Origin of the sequence: Microtetraspora sp. NBRC 16547, from assembly GCF_030268965.1 — a bacterium.
Classification (GTDB): Bacteria; Actinomycetota; Actinomycetes; order Streptosporangiales; family Streptosporangiaceae; genus Microtetraspora.
This window is the reverse complement of record NZ_BSSE01000002.1, coordinates 106,710-125,222: the sequence shown is the minus strand read 5'-3', so window position 1 is coordinate 125,222 and position 18,513 is coordinate 106,710. Positions and strand designations below refer to the sequence as shown.

Here is an 18,513-nt window from a genome sequence, read left to right as displayed (position 1 = left end):
GACCGTCAGCCGGCCTCAAGCGCGGTGAGGAAATCGCTGGCCCACTTGTCGACGTCGTGGGTGGCCACCCGGCGCCGCAGCGAGCGCATCCTCCGGGCGAGCTCGTGCGGCGTCGCGCGCATCGCGGCGAGCATGGCCCGCTTCATCCCGTCTATGTCGTACGGGTTGACCAGGTAGGACTGCCGCAGCTCGTCGGCGGCGCCGGCGAACTCGCTGAGCACGAGCGCCCCGCGCAGGTCATAGCGGCAGGCGACGTACTCCTTGGCCACCAGGTTCATGCCGTCGCGCAGCGGAGTGACCACCATGACGTCGGCGGCGCGGTAGAGCGCGGCCAGCTCGTTCTTGCCGTACGACTGGTGCAGGTAGCTGATGGGCTGTCGGCCGAGCATGCCGTACTCGCCGTTGATCCGGCCGACTCTCAGCTCGATGTCGTTGCGCAGCCGGATGTACTCCGCCACCCGCTCCCTGGTGGGGGTGGCGACCTGCACGAACGCCGCCTCCCCGGGCTGGATCGCGCCGTCGGCGAGCAGCTCGCCGAACGCCTTGAGCCGCTGGCCGATCCCCTTGGTGTAGTCGAGCCGGTCGACGCCGAGCAGGACGTGCTCGGGGTCGCCGAGCTCGGCCCGGATCTCCTTGGCCCGGGCGAGGATGTGCGGCTCGCGGACGAGCTGGTCCAGCTCGCCGAAGTCGACGGAGATCGGGAACGCCTCGGCCCGGACCGTCCTGCCCTCGACCTGGATCTCGTTCCTGTGGTACTGCAGGCCGAGGATTCGGCGGCAGAGCCGGATGAAGTTGGAGGCGCCGCCGGGGCGCTGGAATCCGACCAGGTCGGCGCCCAGGAGCCCCTCCAGGATCTCCTTGCGCCACGGGAGCTGCCAGAACAGCTCCCCCGGAGGGAACGGGATGTGCAGGAAGAAGCCGATCCGCAGGTCCGGGCGAAGCCGGCGCAGCATCGCGGGGACGAGCTGGAGCTGGTAGTCCTGCACCCAGACGACGGCGCCGGGAGCGGCGGCTTCGGCCGCGGCCCGGGCGAACCGGTCGTTGACCGCACGGTAGGCGTCCCACAGCACGCGCGAGTAGACGGGGGTCGCGACGACGTCGTGGTAGAGCGGCCAGAGGGTCGCGTTGGAGAAGCCCTCGTAGTAGAGCTCCACCTCCAGAGCGGAGAGCGGCACGGGGATCAGGTGCATCCCGTCGTTGTCGAACGGCTTGAGCTCCTCGCCCGCGGCGCCGGTCCAGCCGAGCCACGCTCCGTCGCGCCGCTGCATGACCGGCGCGATCGCCGTCACCAGTCCACCCGGACTGCGCCGCCACTCGGTCTCGCCGACGCGGTCGACGGGCAATCGGTTCGCGACGATCAAAAACGAACTGGTGCCATCCATGAGCCCCTCCGGAGATCGTCCCCACTACGCCGAGCCCCCGTAGGACAACCATACGGACGGGCAGTCATACCGCCCATACCCGCCATGAAGTGCACAATTCATTTGGGCAGGTGTGAGAATGATCTCGCCAGCTCACGGGCGGTGGCCAAGAGGTTTAGACCAATCGGTTACATTTCCGTACCGCCCGGTCACGCACCGCGCGCCGCGTCTCACACAGCGCGTCTCACACAGCGCGTCTCACACAGCGCGTCTCACGCAGGGGGAAGCGCGCGCGTGCGGAGGTCGGCGCGTACGGCGTCGGCGAGCTTCTTGGTGGCCACGCGGTTGAGCGTGCCGCCGGCGACGGCTCCCGTGAAGAAGGGGCCCATAGTGGTGAAATGCCGCCCGAGCGTCCTCATCAGGCGGTTGCGCAGCGCGGTCTTGGCCGCGACACCGAGCGCGATCGTGGCCGAGCCGGGGGCCAGTGGGTTGACCCCGCGCTGTCGGGCCCAGGCCGCCGCGTATACGGCGGCGCGCTGGGTGCCGGTCCCGGGAACCTCCACGCCGTACACCTCGTGCAGCTCGGCGAGGAGTTTGACCTCGATGGTCGCGACGACGAGCGTCTCCGCGACCAGCTGGGCGGGAGCGGAGAGCAGCAACGGAGGAGCGGCGAACTGGGCCGCGGCCAGGGCACCGCCCACCGCGCCGACCGCCATCGTGCCTTTCGCGGCGGTGCGGACCAGGTCATCGGCCAGCTGCTCGCCGGTCAGCCCGTAGTGATGCTCCTGAAGCGTCGCCACGTCCCTGATCGGGATCCGCGGCGCGATGTTCATGAAGACATCCGTGAGCCAGCGGCCACGATCGTGGCCGGAGGCCCTCGCCTTCTTGGCGGATTCGACGAGCACCCCGCTGAGGCGGCCGAGCAGGCGGCGCCGCTCGGCCCCGTCCGTTTCCTCAGGGGTCACGAGCTTGCCGACCAGCTCGGCGACCTCGTCTTGTGATCGATCCGCTTCCGAAGCCAACGGACTACTCCTAGCGTCTCCTAGGCGGCGCACTCGCGGCAGACCTGCTGGCCGTTCTTCTCAGAGGCCAACTGGCTGCGGTGATGCACCAGGAAGCAACGCGAGCAGGTGAACTCGTCGGCCTGGCGCGGGATCACGCGGAGCGAGAGCTCCTCGTTGGACAGGTCCGCCCCCGGCAGCTCCAGCGACTCGGCAAGATCGGTCTCGTCGATGTCGATGCTGCCCGACGACTTGTCGCTACGCCGCGCCTGGAGTTCCTGAAGGCTGTCCTCGTTCAGGTCGTCGTCGGTCTTGCGCGGGCTGTCGTAGTCGGTAGCCATGTGCGTACTCCATCCCCCTCATCTATCTTTCGCGCTCGTCGCGCGTCTTTAACGCTTGGAAGGCCGTTCTTGTGCCCGTTTCGCCCGGGAGATTTTGCAATCGGTACCCCGGTTCGCGGACCGCTGAACCTTCCGGCACGCGTGGGAATGCCGTGCAAGGCTCCAGTTAGCCAAATATGGCGAAAACCAGAGTATTGCTGGTATGACCCACCGCGTTCGACGGCACATCCAACCACATGTGCGGGGCGGTCGCTCTATCAGCGCGCCGACAGTGTGGTCCCGGCCGGGGCGCCGGGCCCCGTGAGGCGCACTGTCACCACGAGACCGCCTCCGTCCCGGGGGACGGCGTGCACCGTCCCTCCGTGCGCGCGGACGATCGCCCGCACGATGGACAGGCCGAGCCCCGCGCCCTTGGCGGACTCCACCCGGTCGGCGTTCAGCCTGCGGAACGGCTCGAAGATGGCGTCCACCTCGTACGCGGGAACGTGTTGTCCCGTGTTGGCGACCTGAACAACGGCACACCCGTCCACCATTCCCGTCCGTACCCAGACTTTTCCGGAGGGGCCGGTGTTGTGCTTGATGCCGTTCTCGACGAGGTTGGAAACGCAGCGTTCGAGCAGGACGGGATCGCCCGTGGCGGGCGCGGGATGGAGGTCGTGCTCCACCGTGACGTCGTGTTCGGCGGCGAAGGGGGCGAGCTGCTCCACGGCGGTGGTGGCGACCTCCTGGACGTCGACCGGCTTGCGCACGGACAGCTCCCGCTCGCTGCGGGCCAGCAGGAGGAGTCCCTCGATGAGACGTTCGTTACGCGCGTTGGTGCCGAGGAGGGTACGGCCGAGCACCTTGAGGTCCTCGGACGCGTCGGGGTCGGACAGCGCGACCTCCAGGACCGTCCGGTTGATCGCGAGCGGCGTGCGGAGCTCGTGGGAGGCGTTGTCCACGAACCGCCGCTGGGCGTCGAAGGCGGTGTTGAGCCGGGTGAGCATGTCGTCGAAGGTGTCCGCCAGCTCCTTGAGCTCGTCGTCCGGGCCCCGGAGGTCGATCCGCTCGTGGGCGAGGGATGTGCCGGAGAGCTTCCTGGCCGTTGCCGTCATCTTCTTCACCGGCCGCAGCGCCCGGTCCGCGACGAAGTAGCCGAGGACGAGGGCGAGGATCCCCACCCCGAGCAACGCCAGCAACGACCGCGTCAGCAGCTCGCCTCGCGCGGCGGCGATCATTTCCGCCTGCTGCTGCGCGACGTAGTCCTGCACCGCGCTGTAGTACTCCAGCGGCAGACCGTTCGGAACAAGGATCTTGTTCGGCCACCCGGCGGCGATGGCCTGTCCCACCAGCACGTACATGACCATGAGGAGCAGCGCCCCCGCGACGAAGACCAGGCCGCCGTACGTGAGGGTCAGCCGCCAGCGGATGCTCATCCGGCCGGGCAGCGCCCGTATCTGGTCGATCAGCCCGGGCTCCATCGGGTTGGCCTCCACAGGCGGGGGGCCGTCCCAGGCCGGCGGGCCGCTCGGCGGCGGCGGGACCTGGGCGCGGTAGGGCCCCGTCCCCATCGCCGACGTCATCCGCCCCAGGCGCGTACGCGGAGCGGGCTGGTCGGGGCGGCCCCACGCCCCCTGATCGCCAGGTCTCACCGAGGATCCCTGGGCGGCGGCGTTCCCTTGGGCGCCCTGGGCGGCGTGGTTCCCCTGGGGGCCCTGGGGGGCGGGCGCTCCGGCGGTGCCGTCCGAGCCCGCGGAGGACTCCCTGGGAACGTCCGCGTCGTTCTTCGCGGGCTCGTACGGCTCAGTCACAGTCGGTACCCAACTCCGGGAACGGTCTCGATGATCTGGGGCTCACCCAGCTTCTTGCGCAGCGTCATCATGGTCACGCGGACCACGTTGGTGAACGGGTCGATGTGCTCGTCCCACGCCTTGTCCAGCAGGTCCTCCTGGCTGACGACGGCGCCCTCGGCGCGCATCAGCTCCTCCAGGACGGCGAACTCCTTCTTGGTGAGCGCGATCTCCCTGCCGTCCCTGGTCACCAGGCGCTTGCCCGGGTCCAGCCGTACGCCGGCGCGTTCGAGCACGGGCGGCAGCGCCGGGGCCGAGCGGCGGCCGAGCGCGCGCACCCGCGCCACCAGCTCGACGAACACGAACGGCTTGGCGAGGTAGTCGTCGGCCCCCAGCTCCAGGCCCTCGACCTTGTCGTCGACCTCGCCCGAGGCGGTCAGCATGATGATCCTGGATGCGGACCGCTCGGCGACCAGGCGGCGGGCGACCTCGTCGCCGTGGACCTTGGGCAGGTCGCGGTCGAGCACGATGACGTCGTAGTCGATGTAGCTGGTCTTCTCCAGTGCGGCGGCGCCGTCGTACGCCACATCGACGGCCATCGCCTCGCGGCGGAGCCCGGTGGCGATCGCGTCCGCCATGACGCGTTCGTCCTCCACCACAAGCACGCGCATCAAGGTCCTCCTCAAAAGGTCTCAGACATCCATTCTGGCCCCGTTGGACGTAAGTCGACGGTAAGCGGTTCCCGCAGCTCTACGTGACGCAGAGCACAGGAATTCGCTGGTTTGAAAGTTCCGTCTGCGTGGGTACAGGCAGGTCTACACCCCGCTGCCGTGTGCCGGGGAAGGGCCATGCTCTCCCCAGGATCCGGTCACCGGGGTCAACCGGCACCTTTTCGCCCCCTGAGAAAGAAGGTGAGTATGGGCGAGTTCACGACCACGATCGAAACCCGGCTCAACCAGGCCTACAAAGGTCTCCAGGAAGCCACGGCGAACGGGGACGACTTCCTCGCCGACACCCTCACCGCCGAGATCGAGGACCTGCGCCGCCTGGCCGACGATCACGGCATCGCGATCTAGCGATAACCCCTCAACGACACGGGGACCCACCGCCTGCGGTGGGTCCCCGTGTCGCGTTCCGGGAGCACGGCGGATTCCGGAATCACGGCGGATTCGGGAATCACGGCGGATCGGAATCACGGCGGATCGGGATCACACGGCAGATCGCTCCCGGGCGATCGCTCCCCTCCCTGGGTGGTCACGCCCTGGGCGGTCACTCCTGGGCGGCGGGCGCGTCGCGTTCGGGGTCGAGCGGCACGAGCAGATCGTGCAGGTCCTCGAACAGACCAGGGGCCGCGCACACCAGCATCTCCGTGCCGTGCGGCCTGCCGCGCAGCCCACCGATCCGCGCGCCGGCCTCGGTGGCGATCAGCCCGGCGGCGGCGTGGTCCCAGTAGTTGGTGCCGCGCTCGTAGTAGGCGTCCACCCGCCCGGAGGCGACCGAGCAGAGATCGACGGCGCAGGAGCCGCCCCTGCGGATGTCGCGCACCCGGGGCAGCACGTGCGCCAGCACCTCGGCCTGGACGGCGCGGCGCCCGGAGTCGTAGCCGAATCCGGTCGCGACCAGCGCCAGGTCCAGCGCGACCCCGGTGTTGCAGCGCAGCCGCTCCCCGCCCAGCCAGGCGCCCTCGCCCGTCGACGCGGAGTAGAGCTCGCCGCGCTGCGGGACGCTGACCGCCCCCGCCACGATCTCGCCGTCCACCTCGACACCGATGCTGACCGCCCAGTCGGGCAGTCCGTACAGGAAGTTGACGGTGCCGTCGATGGGATCGACGACCCAGCGGGCCCCGCCTGTGCCGGGCGTGTCACCGCCCTCCTCGCCGAGCACCGCGTCGTACGGCCTGGCCTCGGCGATGCGGGCGCGGATCAGTTCCTCGGCGGCGCGGTCCAGCGCGGTGACGACGTCGGTGGGGCTGGACTTGGTCTCCACCACCTCGGGCCGGGCCGGGCGCTTGGCGACGAGCATCCTCCCGGCCTCCTCGGCGATGCTCACCGCCAGCGCCAGCAACTCCGCCCGGTCCGGCGACACCCGCACCTCGTCCATCCTGACCCGCCCCCTCTTCGGTCTGATCACATGATGTCCTGATATTTCGTGACTATCGGGTCACGTCAGGCATCCTCCCAGATCGGGGCGGGGGCGCCTGGCCCGGCCGCGCGGGCTCGCGGTCGACTGCGCGGTCGACTGCGTGGTCGACTGCGAGCGGCCGGGCCGGCCGGAGGGATCAGGCCAGCGCGGCCGGGTGGGTCCACTCCTCTTCGTGGACGTGCTGGGAGAGGAACGCCAGCACGGTCTGGTACCAGGCGACGGCGTTCCCCGGCTTGAGCACCCAGTGGTTCTCGTCCGGGAAGTAGAGGAACTTGGACTCGACGCCGGACCGCTGCAGGTCCCACCAGAGGCGCAGCCCCTCCCCGATCGGGACGCGGTAGTCCTTGTCGCCGTGGATGACCAGCATCGGCGTTCTGATCTCGGCGAGCGAATTGTGCGGCGACAGACGCGCGTACCGCTCGTTGCCCGGCCGGCCGAACTCGCGCTCCCAGTACATCGAGGCGTCCGTCGTGCCGGAGAACTGCTCCAGGTTCCACAGGGACGCGTGGGTGACGATCGCCCTGAACCGGTCGGTGTGCCCGGCGACCCAGTTGGCCATGTAGCCGCCGAACGAGCCGCCCATCGCCGCGATCCGCTGATCGTCGATCTCGGGCAGCTTGAGGCACTCGTCGGTGATCGCCATGAGGTCGGCGTGGGTGACCGGGCCCCACTTGGCCCAGCCCCGGTCGATCATGGCCTGGCCATAGCCGGTGGACAGGCACGGGTCCGGCAGCAGCACGGCATAGCCGTGCGCGGCCATGATCCACGGGTTCCAGCGCCAGGACCAGTCGTTCCAGCTCGACACCGGGCCGCCGTGGATCCACAGGAGGAACGGCGCGGGGTTCTCGGCGCTCGCCCCGGCCGGCAGGACCAGCCAGCCGCGGACCTCCGTGCCGTCGTCGGCCACGGCGCTCACTTCGGTCAGCGTGCCGGGCAGGTCCAGCGCGGGAACCGGCGACGGCAACGCGGTCACGGCACCGTCGGGGGCGACCCGCACCGGGGTGGGCGCCGCGTCCACGGCGCTCCGCAGCGCGTAGACCGACCCGTCGGCCGCGGGGCACAGCTCCAGGTAGGCACCGTCGTCCGGGGTGATCCGGACGGGCTCGCCGTCCTCCGCACCGGTCACCGGCACGCGGAAGATCGGGCGGCGGCCCTGGTGGTCGGCGGCAATGAAGATCACGTCAGATGTGGGCGCCCAGGCGATGTCCATCGGGAACAGCTCGCCGCCGAGCGCCCGTCCCTCGCCGGTCTCCAGGTCGATGACCCACAGGCCGTACGCGCTCGACAGCTCCTCGCTCGCGTGCCGCTCCCGTGTGCAGGCGACGAACCGGCCGTCGGGCGATACCGCGACCGGCCCGCCGAAGTCGTGGCTCTCGGAGGTGGCCAGCACCCGGTGGCCGGGCCCCGTCTGGCCCGTCCCCGCGAGTTCCGTCCCCTCGCCGTCTCCGCTCGCCGCGGCTCCTTCGCCCGCGGCCGGGCCCAGGTCGACGGCGACGAGCTCGGAACGCAGCGTGCCGCCCGGGAGAGGCACGTTCCAGGTGGTGATGACCGTGGCGCCGTCGGGCGTCACCGTGAACGACGCCTGGTCGAGCGCCCGGCCGGGCTGGGGCGTCAGGTCGCGCCCGTCGAGCCGGTCGGGCACGGCTCCCGCCACCGCCGCGAAGAGCCGGGTCTGCGCGGGACCGAGATCGTGGTCCCAGTAGCGGATGGGGTACGCCTCGTGGAGGATGGCGCTGACCCCGGCCTCCTTACGGGCCTTGCGCCGCTCCCCCTCGGTGGCGGCGTCGCCCGGCAGCACGTCCGCGGCGTACACGATCGTGCCGCCGGCCGCGCGGACGCCGGACACGCCCCCGGGACGCTCGGCGATCCGCCTCGGCTCGCCCCGCTCGGGCAGCAGCCACAGCGCCGGGACCTCCTCGGCTTCGTCCTTGACCGTCTCGTCCGGACGCCGCGAGACGAACAGCACCTCGCCGTCGGAGGTGAACTCGGCACCCGCCTCGCCCTTGGCCGACCGGGTCAGCCGCTGCGGGCGGCCCTCGGGGTCCAGAGGGATCTCCCAGAGCGCGGTGCCGTACGATTTCCTGTCGGGATTGAGGGACTGGACCACGGACACCAGCCGGGTCCCGTCCGGGGAAAGCCGCAGCGAGAGCACGCGCGGCAGGGCGATGTATTCACTCATGTCCCGGAAATGATTCACCGATCGAACCTACCTCGATCTTCAGATGTCACCAAGGCATATATCGCCCATCCAGCGCTTATGCCCCTGTCTCCACACGGGACCGGCGGGTGGGCCGAATAGGCTGTGAGACCGGGCCGGCGAACGGCCGAGGTACGGCCGGGGTACGACCGGGGCACGGCGAGCTGATCGGGCGGGGAGCGATGGGCGATCTGACACGCGAGGTCGAGGAGGCGCCGCGTTACGACGCGCTGCTCGTGGTGTCCTTCGGCGGGCCGGAGAAGCCCGACGACGTCATGCCGTTCCTGGAGAACGTCGTACGCGGGCGCGGGGTGCCGCGCGAGCGGCTGCTGGAAGTCGAGGCGCACTACCAGCGCTTCGGCGGGGTCAGCCCGATCAACCAGCAGTGCCGTGACCTGATCGCGGCGCTCGACGTGGACGTCCCCGTCTACTGGGGCAACCGCAACTGGCACCCGTTCCTGGAGGACACGGTCCGCCGGATGGCGGCCGACGGGGTGCGCCGGGCGGCCGCCTTCGCCACCTCCGCGTACAGCTCCTATTCGAGCTGCCGGCAGTACATCGAGGACATCGCGCGGGCGCGGGCGGCGGTGCCGGGGGCTCCGGAGATCGTGAAGCTGCGGCACTACTTCGACCACCCCGGCTTCGTCGCCGCGATGGCGGACCACACCCGCGAGGCCCTGGAGCGGCTGCCCGAGCGGCACCGGGAGGGCGCGCGGCTGGTGTTCACCGCGCACAGCATCCCGATCTCGATGGCGAAGACGGCCGGGCCGGCCGGAGGGGCCTACGAGGCGGAGCTGCGCAGGGCGGCATCGCTCGTCACGGCCGAGATCCCCGGAGACCTGCCCTGGGACCTCGCCTGGCAGAGCCGCAGCGGCCCTCCCCAGGTCCCGTGGCTGGAGCCCGACGTCTGCGACCACCTGGAGGAGCTGCACGCCGCCGGCGCGGAGGCGGTCGTCCTGGTGCCGATCGGCTTCGTCTCCGACCACATGGAGGTCGTCTACGACCTCGATGTGGAGGCAAAGGCGCTCGCGGAGCGGCTCGGCCTGCCTCTCTCCCGCGCGGCCACGGCGGGGACGCATCCCCGGTTCGTCTCGATGATCTCCGAGCTGATGGCCGAGCCGGAGCCGGCCGCGTGCCCGGCGACCTGCTGCCCGGCGCCGGCGCGCCGGCCTCACTGAGGTCCCGTCACCGCATCTCAGCGGGTCCACCGCGTCTTGGCGAGCCTCACCGCGTCTTAACTCTCACCGCGTCTTAGCCCTCACCGCGTCTTGGCGAGCCTCACACCGGACCCGCCCGGTCCGGCGGTCAGCGGTAGGCCTGCGCGTACGCCTCGGCGAGGCCGAGGACCCTGTTCACGTAGTCCCACGAGTGGTTGTAGAACCAGACGGCCTTCCTGAGCTTCTCCCCGCCACGGCCGGCGCCGTTGGCGCAGAGGTACTTCGCGGCCGACGGCACGGCATCGTAGGCGCTCCAGATGTCCGCCTTGCCGTCGCCGTCGCCGTCCACCCCGTAGGCCTTCCAGGTGGCGGGCATGAACTGCATCGGGCCGAGCGCGCCCGCGGAGGAGGGGCCGTTGTTGCGCCCGTGGCCGCTCTCCACCTGCCCGATCGCCGCCAGCACGGTCCAGGACAGACCGGGGCACACCTCGGCCGACCGCCGGTAAAGCTCCAGATAGCTCTCGGGCCGCCCCACCAGGCCCTGACCGGCCTTCGTGACAGTGCGGCCGTCACCGCCACCGGACCGCTGCCCGTCCCCACCGCTCCTGCCGCTCCCGCCGTTCCCGGCGCCCTTCGCGTCCTTGCCGTTCGTGCCGCTCTTGCCGCTCTTCCCGGTGGTCGTGGCGGCCGAGACGGTGAGGACGTGCGCCTTGGCACCGAGTACGCGCTTGACACCGCGCGCGTCGGGCGAGTCTCCGTGGATGAGGACGACCACGCCGGGAGAGAATCCCAGCCTCCGTCCGAGGTCCATGCCGATCAGCCCGTCCACGGCGGGCAGCCCGAGGGACGCGGAGGCGGCGAGGCGCAGCCGGGGGCCGCCGTCGACCTGGTATTGCGCGCCGAGGGTCATGCCGAGCCGCCGGACCGCCGCCGAGTCCGCCACCAGCTCGCCCCGGCTGAGCGCGCTCCACACCTCGGGGTGCTCCGCCACCGGCTGGGGAGTCCAGGAGCGGAACGCGGCCGGATCGACCGCGAGCAGTTGCAGGGGGTTGCCCGCGATATGGAGCGTCCCCCCGTCCGCCGCGGCGACCTTCCGTACGCGTTTGAGACCGGCGAGCCTCCGCAGCGTCTCGTCCGGCACCGTCGAGGTCGTGATCGCCATCAGCTCGGGCGGGGTCGCCCGGACCTCCGCCTCGGCCAGGACCGGCGCACCGGAGGGAAGCGTGGGATCGGGCCGCGCGGCCGTCCCGGCGCCGGTCGCGTCTCCCCCGGCGGTGCCTCCACCGCCCGGGCCTCCACCGGCCGGGTCTCCACCGGCCGGGTCTCCACCGGCCGGGTCTCCTCCTGTCTGCGAGCCCGCCGCGCGCCCGCCGCCCGCACCGCCGCTCACCGCGGCGTGCCGGCCGTTCCCGGCGTCCGCCCGACCGTCCGTGTACAGCAGCGCGCCGCCCACGGCACCGCCGACAGCCACCAATGCCACCAGTCCCACCACAAGCACGCGAAGTGATGCAAACCACGGAACAGGGGACACCTGGGTCAGGTTAGACCCTTTGGCGCGCCGATCGAGAAATCACTTGCCAAGCGAAGATCAGTACGCCATGGTCTGTGAGGTTAAGTGCACGTCCGCGTGCCACGAGCGGGGGAGCCGTGGCCGCATCCGATCACATCGCGGTGCCCGGACGCACAAGGTGCGAGGGGAATCGACATGGTTGGGCCGTACCGCGGGCTGTTCGGCATGCCTGGCGTCAAGGGCTTCGTCATCGCGGGATTCGTCGGGCGGATCCCGATGTCCATGCTCGGCATCGGCATCATCCTGCTGGTCTCCAAGTTGACCGGGTCCTACGCCACGGCGGGCGCCGTGTCCGCGGTCGAGTCGGTGGCCTTCGCGGTCGCCGCCCCGCTGTCGGGCCGGCTCGTGGACCGGTTCGGCCAGGCCAAGGTGCTCGTCCCGCTCGTCTTCCTGCACGGTGTGGCGCTCGTCGCCCTGATACTGTGCGCCCACGCCAAGCTGCCCCTCTGGACCCTGTACGCCACCGCCGCCGTCGTGGGCGGCGCCGCCACCTCGCTGGGGTCGATGGTCCGGGCCCGCTGGTCATACGTGCTCGACAACCCGGCGAAGCTGCACACGGCGTTCTCGTTCGAGTCCGTGGCCGACGAGGCGATCTTCGTGGCCGGCCCCGCCTTCGTCACTGTGTTGGCCACCGCCGTCAGCGTCTACGCGGGGCTCATCGTCGCCGCCGTGCTCGCCGTCGGCGGCACCCTCGCGTTCGCCGCGCTCCGCAGCACCGAGCCGCCCCCCGTACGGCACCGCGAGCACTCGGGGTCGCCGATCGCGATCCCGGGGATCGCGTTGCTGGCGTTGGTGTTCCTCGCCGTGGGCTCGGTCTTCGGATCTGTCGACCTCGTGACCGTGGCGTTCGCCGAACAGCATGGCTCCAAGGGCATGGCGGGCCTGATGCTCGCCGCGGTCGCGAGCGGCAGCATGATCTCCGGCCTCTGGTACGGCTCACGCCACTGGAAGATCACCCTGCGCGGCCGGCTCGTACGCGGGCTGGGCGTGTTCGCCGTGGGGCTGACGCCGCTCGTCCTGATGGGCAACATCCCGACGATGACGGTCGCGCTGTTCTTCGCCGGCCTGGCGATCTCCCCCACGCTGATCACCGGGTTCTCCCTCGTCGAGCGCCTGGTTCCCGCGTCGCAGCTCACCGAGGGCATGGCGTGGCTCTCGACGTCGCTCGGGCTCGGCGTGGCGATCGGCGCCTGGGCGGGCGGCCGGCTCACCGACCTCTACGGCGCGTCCAACGCCTACGGTTTCCCGCTCATCTGCGCGCTGCTGGCCGTCACCGTGGGGATCTCCGGGTCGGCCTTGCTGCGCACGCCGGAGGCCGCCGGGCCCGACGCAGCCTGACAGCGTGCCGTCGGCGGCGCCTTGCGTCCGTCAGGTCCGCGGACGTCCGGCTGGCCGGTTTTCCCAATTCGTTCCCGGTCTGCGCTCTATCCCGAGCCCACATTTCATGAGTATTGTTCATATTCTCCGAAACGTGGGCTTGGATGGTCATGAACGAGTTCCGCAACTGGGCTGGGAACCAGTCCGTCACCCCCGGCGAGATCAGGACGCCGGCGTCCGCGGCCGAGGTGGCGAAAGCCGTACAGGACGCCGCGGAGAGCGGCCGGCGGGTGCGCATGGTGGGCACCGGGCACTCCTTCACCGGCGTCGCGCTGGTCGACGGCATCATGCTGCGACCTCACGCGCTCACGGGCGTCATCGCGACCGGTGACGACTGGGCCAAGGTCGCCGCCGGCACACCGCTCCACGTGGTCAACGACGAGCTGCACCGGCGCGGCCTCGCCCTCGGCAACATGGGCGACATCACCGCGCAGACCATCGCGGGCGCGATCCAGACCGGCACCCACGGGACCGGCCGGGACATCGGGGGCCTCGCCGACCAGGTCATCGAGCTGGAGATCGTGCTCGCCGACGGCACCATCACCACCGTGAGCGAGGGCCCGCTGTTCGACGCCGCCCGCGTGGGTCTCGGCGCGCTCGGCATCCTCACCGCGATCACCTTCCGGGTGGAGCCGTCCTTCCTGCTGCGCAGCCGCCGCGAGCCGCTGGCGTTCAGCGGCATCCTGGAGACGCTGGACGAGCTGACCGCCGAGAACGAGCACCTCGACTTCTTCTGGCTGCCCCACACCGACACCTGCCTGGCCAAGCGGAACAACCGCTCCCCCGGCCCGGCCAGGCCCATCGGCCCGTTCAAGCACTGGCTGGACAACGTCTTCCTGGAGAACACGCTCTTCGGCGCCGCCTGCGCGGCGGGCGCGAAGATCCCCGGCGTGATCCCGCGCATCAACGGCATCTCCGCGAGCCTGCTCAGCGCGTCCGAGTCCGTCGACACCTCCTACAAGATCTTCAACTCGGTGCGGGAGGTGCGCTTCCTGGAGATGGAGTACGCGATTCCGCGCGAGAACCTCGCCCAGGCCCTCCGCGAGACGCGCGACCTCATCGAGCGGATGGACTGGAAGATCACCTTCCCGGTGGAGGTCCGGGTGACCCCGCCCTCGGACGCGTGGCTGTCCACGGCGTACGGGCGGCCCAGCGCGTACATCGCCTGCCACATCTACCGGCCGACACCGAATCCGGCGTACTTCGAGGGCGTCGAGGAGGTCATGACGAGGTTCGGCGGCCGCCCCCACTGGGGCAAGCTGCACACCCGGGACGCCGCCTACCTCGCGACCGTCTATCCGAAGTTCGCCGACTTCGTGGCACTGCGGGACGAGCTGGACCCGAAACGCGTGTTCACCAACGACTACCTTGACGTCGTCCTGGGCTGACGCTTCGACTACCTCGACGTCGTTTCGCCCCATTCCCCCGCTCTGTTCCCCCATCATGGCGGGGGCGCGACTCGCCGATGCCGCCAAGGACGAAGAACCGCTTGCTCAACCCCGCCGCCCTGTAGAAAGGTGAATGCGACAAATGTGACTGGCGTCACGTCGCCTGCCACGCCCCTCGGGAAGGCGATGTTCGGACATGCCGGGTACGGTGCTGGAAGGCAACCGGCTCACGCGAGAGACTCAAGGGTCCGGGGGAAGATTGAGCACGACGACGAAGGGACTCGCATGCAGGAGCTCCGTCTCGTCGCGGTAAGTGAGGACGGCACCTACCTCGTTCTGGCGACAGCCGGGCGTGGTACGCGGTTCACGCTTCCCGTCGACGACCGGCTCCGCGCTGCCGTCCGCGGCAACTTCTCCCGTCTCGGCCAGTACGAGATCGAAGTGGAGAGTCCGTTGCGTCCCAAGGAGATCCAGGCTCGCATCCGCGCCGGAGAGTCGGCGGAGGAGATCGCGGCCACCGCCGGCATCCCGGTGGAACGAGTCCGCTGGTTCGAGGGGCCTGTGCTCCAGGAGCGCGAGTACATGGCCCAGCAGGCGCAGCGCGTCGCCGTACGCCTTCCGGGCGAGACCACGCCCGGGCCCACGCTGGGCGATCTGGTCGCGGAGCGGCTGACCCGGCGCGGCGTTCCCGCCGACGAGATCGACTGGGACTCCTGCAAGCGTGACGACAACCTCTGGCGGGTGAAGCTCGGCTTCGTCTGGAACGGCCACACGCGGCACGCGGAGTGGCTGTTCGACCCGCGCCGCCGCCACATCACGCCCAACGACGACGAGGCGATGCGCCTTTCCGTCGCCGAGTACGTCGAGCCCGTCCCCCGCGAGGACACGACGGTGCGGCCGTTCCTGCCCCGCCTCGCGTCCAAGCTCGCGCCCGTGCCGCCGTTGCCTGACGACTCACTCTCGATCCGCGCCGGTCGCATCGAGCCCGACTTCCCGCCCGTACGGCCCGAGCCCGTGCGACGCGACGAGCCCGTGTACGACGAGCCCGCGGCACAGGCGGCGGCCGAGACGGCATACCAGCCCGAGCCCCCCATCGTCGCGGGCACGACCGTCTTCCGCCCTGAACCGGGCCGTGAGACGGCATTCCACCTGCGGGAGCCGGCTCAGGAGCAGGTCACCGCACGACCCGACGCCCAGGCACCGGCCCCGGCACCGGCCCCGGCGCGCGCGGCCGGGCCCGGACCGGTCCACGGGGCCGCTCCACCATGGGGCGCCACCCCTGAGGGCGCTGCCGCCGACGCGGCCTCCAGGCACGTCTCCGACGCGGGGATGGCCGCCTCTCCAGCCTTGACCGCCGATTCCGCGCACCAGTCCGCGATAGAAGCGACGCCGCGCGCCGAGGAGCGGCTCTCCGCCGTTCCGGAGAGCGTGGCTCCGGCGGCCGACACGCCACAGGTGGAGACGTCGCCCGTGGCCGAGGCGCCTCCGGCGCTTCAGGTGCCGCAGGACACTCCGCGGCCGCAAGCGGAGATCGCGCCTCAGGCGGCGGTCGCCGCCGATGTCGCGGAGACCGCGGCGCCGGACGGTGCCAAGAGCGCGGACATCGCCGCGGACAGAGCTGCAGACACGGCTCCGGACACGGCTCCGGACAGGGCCGCGGACACGCCTGGCGCGACGGCGCGGGAGCCGGTCCCCGCCACCGCACCGGACGCCGCGACGGGCAGCGCGCGGGAGGACACAGAGGCTGCTCTGACCGGCGAGACCCGCACGGACGCACCGGTCTCGGAGCCGGAGGCCCCGGCCTCTCCGGAGCCTGCCGTCGTGGCTCAGGACGAGGCGGCCGCCCCGGCCTCTGAGCTCACCAGCGCGCCCGCCGCCGGGTCCACCACTGGGCCCACTACTGGCTCGGCCACCGCGCCCACACCTGAGCCCCCCACTGGCCCGGCCACGAAGTCCACCACTGGGCCCGTCGCCGACCCGGCCACGAAGTCCACCGCTGAGCCCGCCCCTTCCACGCCCGTGGAGGCCGACCCCGAGAAAACCAAGGAGCCGGTCGCCGTACCCGCCGCGAGGATCAGCGAAGAGCGGGCCGCGCGACCGGCCGCTCCCGCTCCCGCTCCCGCATCCACGCCGGCACCCGCCGCGGCCGCCGCAGGCGGCAAGAGCACGGGCAAGGAGGGCGCGGCCGCGAAGGAGACCAAGCCTGAGCCACCGGCTCCGCCCACTCCCAAGCCCACCCCGGCCCGTCCCCGCAAGTCCCGCGGCCGCCGCGCCTCGGTGCCGACGTGGGACGAGATCATGTTCGGCGCCCGCAAGCAGGAATGATCCGCTCCGTACGCGAGCCCGCACCCACTGTCCGCGCATCCCGCGCGACGACCCGCTTCTGACAAGTTCCGACGAACCGCCAGCGCGGGAAAGGGGCGCGGTGCGCGACCGCGCCCCTTCCTCGGTCACCGATCGGGCCGATCCCGCCGGTTCCGCCGATCCAGCCGGTCCGGTCGGCACGGCCGACACGACTGCGGCGATCGGGCCCGCGCCGGCTCAGCCGGAGGCGTCAGGAACGTGAGGACGACCGATCAGCTCGTCGTGTGCATCCTCCCCCCGGGGGTCCGCTCTACGTGCATCCGCTCCTTGTGCATCCTGTCCCCGGAGATCTGCTCCTTGTGCATCCTCTCCCCGGGGGTCCGCTCCTTGTGCATCCGCTCCTTGTGCATCCGCTCCTTGTGCATCCGCGCGTAGCTGCGCATGCCCTCTTGGTACCCGTGGGTGAATCCGCGCTCGTAGTCGCTCTTGGCGCTGCGCATGGTCTTGTGCGTGTACTTCCTGTGCATGTACTTCTCGCGCATGTACTCCTCGCGCATGCGCCTCTCGCGCATGTGCCTCTCGCGCATCGACCGCTTGGCCTTGCAGTCCGCGAGCCCTTCCTTGTAGCCGTCGCGGAAGCCCTTCTTGTAGTCGTCCTGGTCGAACGCCGAGCTGTGCGACATGCTCATTGTCGCCAGGGTCGCCTCCGCGGGGGTGGCCGAAGCGTGGGAGACCCCGGCCGGACTGAGTGCGAGTGTGGTGAGGAGGGCCGAGCCAAGCAGCATCACACGTCCCGTGCGTCGCATGGCCGTCTCCTTTCTCCATCGGGCCACCCTGCCGATCGCTCGGCGAAAGGGTGGGCGCGATTTATGGTCACATCGCATCATCACCGCGACGGCGCGACGGCGCCGCGACGCTCGCGTGACGCCGCCGTGACCGCCGGAACGACCGGGCCGCTGATGGCCGCCTGCGGGGGCCTCACCACGACGTCACGGGGCGCAGCCCGGCGACCAGCTTGCTCAGCCTGGGCGAGGGCGGGATCCCCAGCTCGGCGCGCAGGAGCCCCGCACAGCGCTCGTAGTCGCGCAACGCCTCGGCCTGGTTGCCCTCCGCCAGATGGGCGCGGATCAGCGCGGCGTGGGCGCTCTCCCGCAACGGCTCGGCCCGTACGGCGAGGCAGGCGGTGGAGACCGCGTCGGCGAAGCGCCCGACGGTGACGAACTCGTCGACCAGCGCCTCCAGCGCGTGCACGCGGAGGCGATGCCATTCCTCCGCCTCGGGGATCACCCAGTCGTCGTACCAGCCCGGGAGCAGGTCGGCCGAGAGCGTCCCGACGGCCGCCGCGCTCAGGTCCCGCTCGCCGGTCGGCGTGGCCGGATCGAGGATGCGTCGGGCGAGAGCCCGGGCCTCGTCGATGTCCACGCGGGCGGCCGGGCTCAGGCGCACGTCGGTCGCGCCGATGTCGAGGATCCGCCGGCCGACGCCGTCCAGACGGGCCAGCGCCGACCGCAGGCTCGCGTACGCCCTCCGATCCGGCGCGTCAGGCCACAGGGTGCCCGCCATCAGCGTCCGGGGGACGGAGTGGCCGCAGAGGGCGATGAACGACAGGAGGCGCTCGGCTCCGCCGGACACGGCCACCTGATCGTCCCCGGCGAGGAGCCGGAAGCCGCCGAGAAGCGTGATCCTCATAGCGGGCCAGTCGTAGCTCTCCATAGTCCTCCCGCCTCACGTGGGAATCAGATGGAATCAGGATCCGACCGACGGTTCGCCGCGCTTTCCTCCCGTAGGTACCCGATATGCGGTAAATCGCTCTGATTCTCCAGCGAATGGGTGGCTAACGAGCTTCCAATCGGACGTTCCCCCAGGTCACGCGCCGACCCGCCGACGGCGCTCAGCGCGGCGTCAG

The 18,513-nt window shown here is 71.0% G+C and carries 15 protein-coding genes; 5 read left to right on the top strand and 10 right to left on the bottom strand.

Going from position 1 to position 18,513, the window contains the following annotated elements; translation table 11 throughout:
* Positions 1 to 5: 5 nt before the first annotated feature.
* The 5 genes from QSK17_RS03290 to QSK17_RS03270 all read right to left on the bottom strand — a co-directional run bounded on the left by QSK17_RS03290 (position 6) and on the right by QSK17_RS03270 (position 5,143).
* The gene (locus QSK17_RS03290) at positions 6 to 1,382 is read right to left on the bottom strand and encodes an alpha,alpha-trehalose-phosphate synthase (UDP-forming) (RefSeq protein WP_285702862.1); all 1,377 of its coding nucleotides are present in this window, start codon (positions 1,380 to 1,382) and stop codon (positions 6 to 8) included.
* Between the two features lie 251 nt (positions 1,383 to 1,633).
* Positions 1,634 to 2,383, bottom strand: a complete 750-nt coding sequence (locus QSK17_RS03285) for a hypothetical protein (protein ID WP_285702861.1) — start codon at positions 2,381 to 2,383, stop codon at positions 1,634 to 1,636.
* A gap of 20 nt (positions 2,384 to 2,403) precedes the next feature.
* A complete protein-coding gene (locus QSK17_RS03280; RefSeq protein ID WP_030505490.1) occupies positions 2,404 to 2,703 on the bottom strand; it encodes a DUF4193 domain-containing protein in 300 nt (99 codons plus the stop codon).
* 257 nt (positions 2,704 to 2,960) lie between these two features.
* Positions 2,961 to 4,253 (bottom strand): sensor histidine kinase, encoded by a 1,293-nt coding sequence (locus tag QSK17_RS03275; RefSeq protein WP_502889130.1) that lies wholly within the window; start codon positions 4,251 to 4,253, stop codon positions 2,961 to 2,963.
* A 236-nt stretch (positions 4,254 to 4,489) separates the two neighbouring features.
* Entirely contained in the window at positions 4,490 to 5,143 is a 654-nt protein-coding gene (locus tag QSK17_RS03270) for a response regulator transcription factor (RefSeq protein WP_285702860.1), read from the bottom strand.
* A 246-nt stretch (positions 5,144 to 5,389) separates the two neighbouring features.
* Between QSK17_RS03270 and QSK17_RS03265 the strand changes: the two genes are divergently transcribed.
* The gene (locus QSK17_RS03265; protein ID WP_285702859.1) at positions 5,390 to 5,548 is read left to right on the top strand and encodes a hypothetical protein; all 159 of its coding nucleotides are present in this window, start codon (positions 5,390 to 5,392) and stop codon (positions 5,546 to 5,548) included.
* A gap of 193 nt (positions 5,549 to 5,741) precedes the next feature.
* Here the strand turns inward: QSK17_RS03265 and QSK17_RS03260 are convergent, their stop codons facing one another.
* Both QSK17_RS03260 and QSK17_RS03255 read right to left on the bottom strand, forming a co-directional pair.
* Complete coding sequence (locus QSK17_RS03260; protein WP_285703247.1) at positions 5,742 to 6,572, bottom strand: inositol monophosphatase family protein; 831 nt, start codon at positions 6,570 to 6,572, stop codon at positions 5,742 to 5,744.
* A 178-nt stretch (positions 6,573 to 6,750) separates the two neighbouring features.
* Positions 6,751 to 8,793 (bottom strand): S9 family peptidase, encoded by a 2,043-nt coding sequence (locus QSK17_RS03255; protein ID WP_285702858.1) that lies wholly within the window; start codon positions 8,791 to 8,793, stop codon positions 6,751 to 6,753.
* A gap of 200 nt (positions 8,794 to 8,993) precedes the next feature.
* Between QSK17_RS03255 and QSK17_RS03250 the strand changes: the two genes are divergently transcribed.
* On the top strand, positions 8,994 to 9,989 hold the full coding sequence (locus QSK17_RS03250) for a ferrochelatase (protein WP_285702857.1): 996 nt from the start codon (positions 8,994 to 8,996) through the stop codon (positions 9,987 to 9,989).
* A 127-nt stretch (positions 9,990 to 10,116) separates the two neighbouring features.
* Here the strand turns inward: QSK17_RS03250 and QSK17_RS03245 are convergent, their stop codons facing one another.
* Positions 10,117 to 11,448, bottom strand: coding sequence for a lytic transglycosylase domain-containing protein (locus QSK17_RS03245; RefSeq protein ID WP_285702856.1), 1,332 nt, complete (start codon positions 11,446 to 11,448; stop codon positions 10,117 to 10,119).
* Between the two features lie 225 nt (positions 11,449 to 11,673).
* Here QSK17_RS03245 and QSK17_RS03240 point away from each other — a divergent pair, with 225 nt between their 5' ends.
* From QSK17_RS03240 to sepH, 3 genes are all read left to right on the top strand, one after another.
* Positions 11,674 to 12,876: an MFS transporter gene (locus QSK17_RS03240; protein WP_285702854.1), complete on the top strand. Its 1,203-nt coding sequence runs from the start codon at positions 11,674 to 11,676 to the stop codon at positions 12,874 to 12,876.
* A 149-nt stretch (positions 12,877 to 13,025) separates the two neighbouring features.
* On the top strand, positions 13,026 to 14,303 hold the full coding sequence (locus QSK17_RS03235) for a D-arabinono-1,4-lactone oxidase (protein WP_285702852.1): 1,278 nt from the start codon (positions 13,026 to 13,028) through the stop codon (positions 14,301 to 14,303).
* 285 nt (positions 14,304 to 14,588) lie between these two features.
* Positions 14,589 to 16,628 (top strand): septation protein SepH, encoded by a 2,040-nt coding sequence (gene sepH / locus QSK17_RS03230; protein ID WP_285702851.1) that lies wholly within the window; start codon positions 14,589 to 14,591, stop codon positions 16,626 to 16,628.
* A gap of 251 nt (positions 16,629 to 16,879) precedes the next feature.
* On the opposite strand, the gene QSK17_RS03225 is transcribed toward sepH, so the two are convergent.
* Together QSK17_RS03225 and QSK17_RS03220 are read right to left on the bottom strand one after the other, a co-directional pair.
* On the bottom strand, positions 16,880 to 17,413 hold the full coding sequence (locus tag QSK17_RS03225; protein ID WP_285702849.1) for a hypothetical protein: 534 nt from the start codon (positions 17,411 to 17,413) through the stop codon (positions 16,880 to 16,882).
* Positions 17,414 to 17,585: 172 nt separating this feature from the next.
* Positions 17,586 to 18,320: an AfsR/SARP family transcriptional regulator gene (locus QSK17_RS03220; protein WP_285702847.1), complete on the bottom strand. Its 735-nt coding sequence runs from the start codon at positions 18,318 to 18,320 to the stop codon at positions 17,586 to 17,588.
* Positions 18,321 to 18,513: the final 193 nt, after the last annotated feature.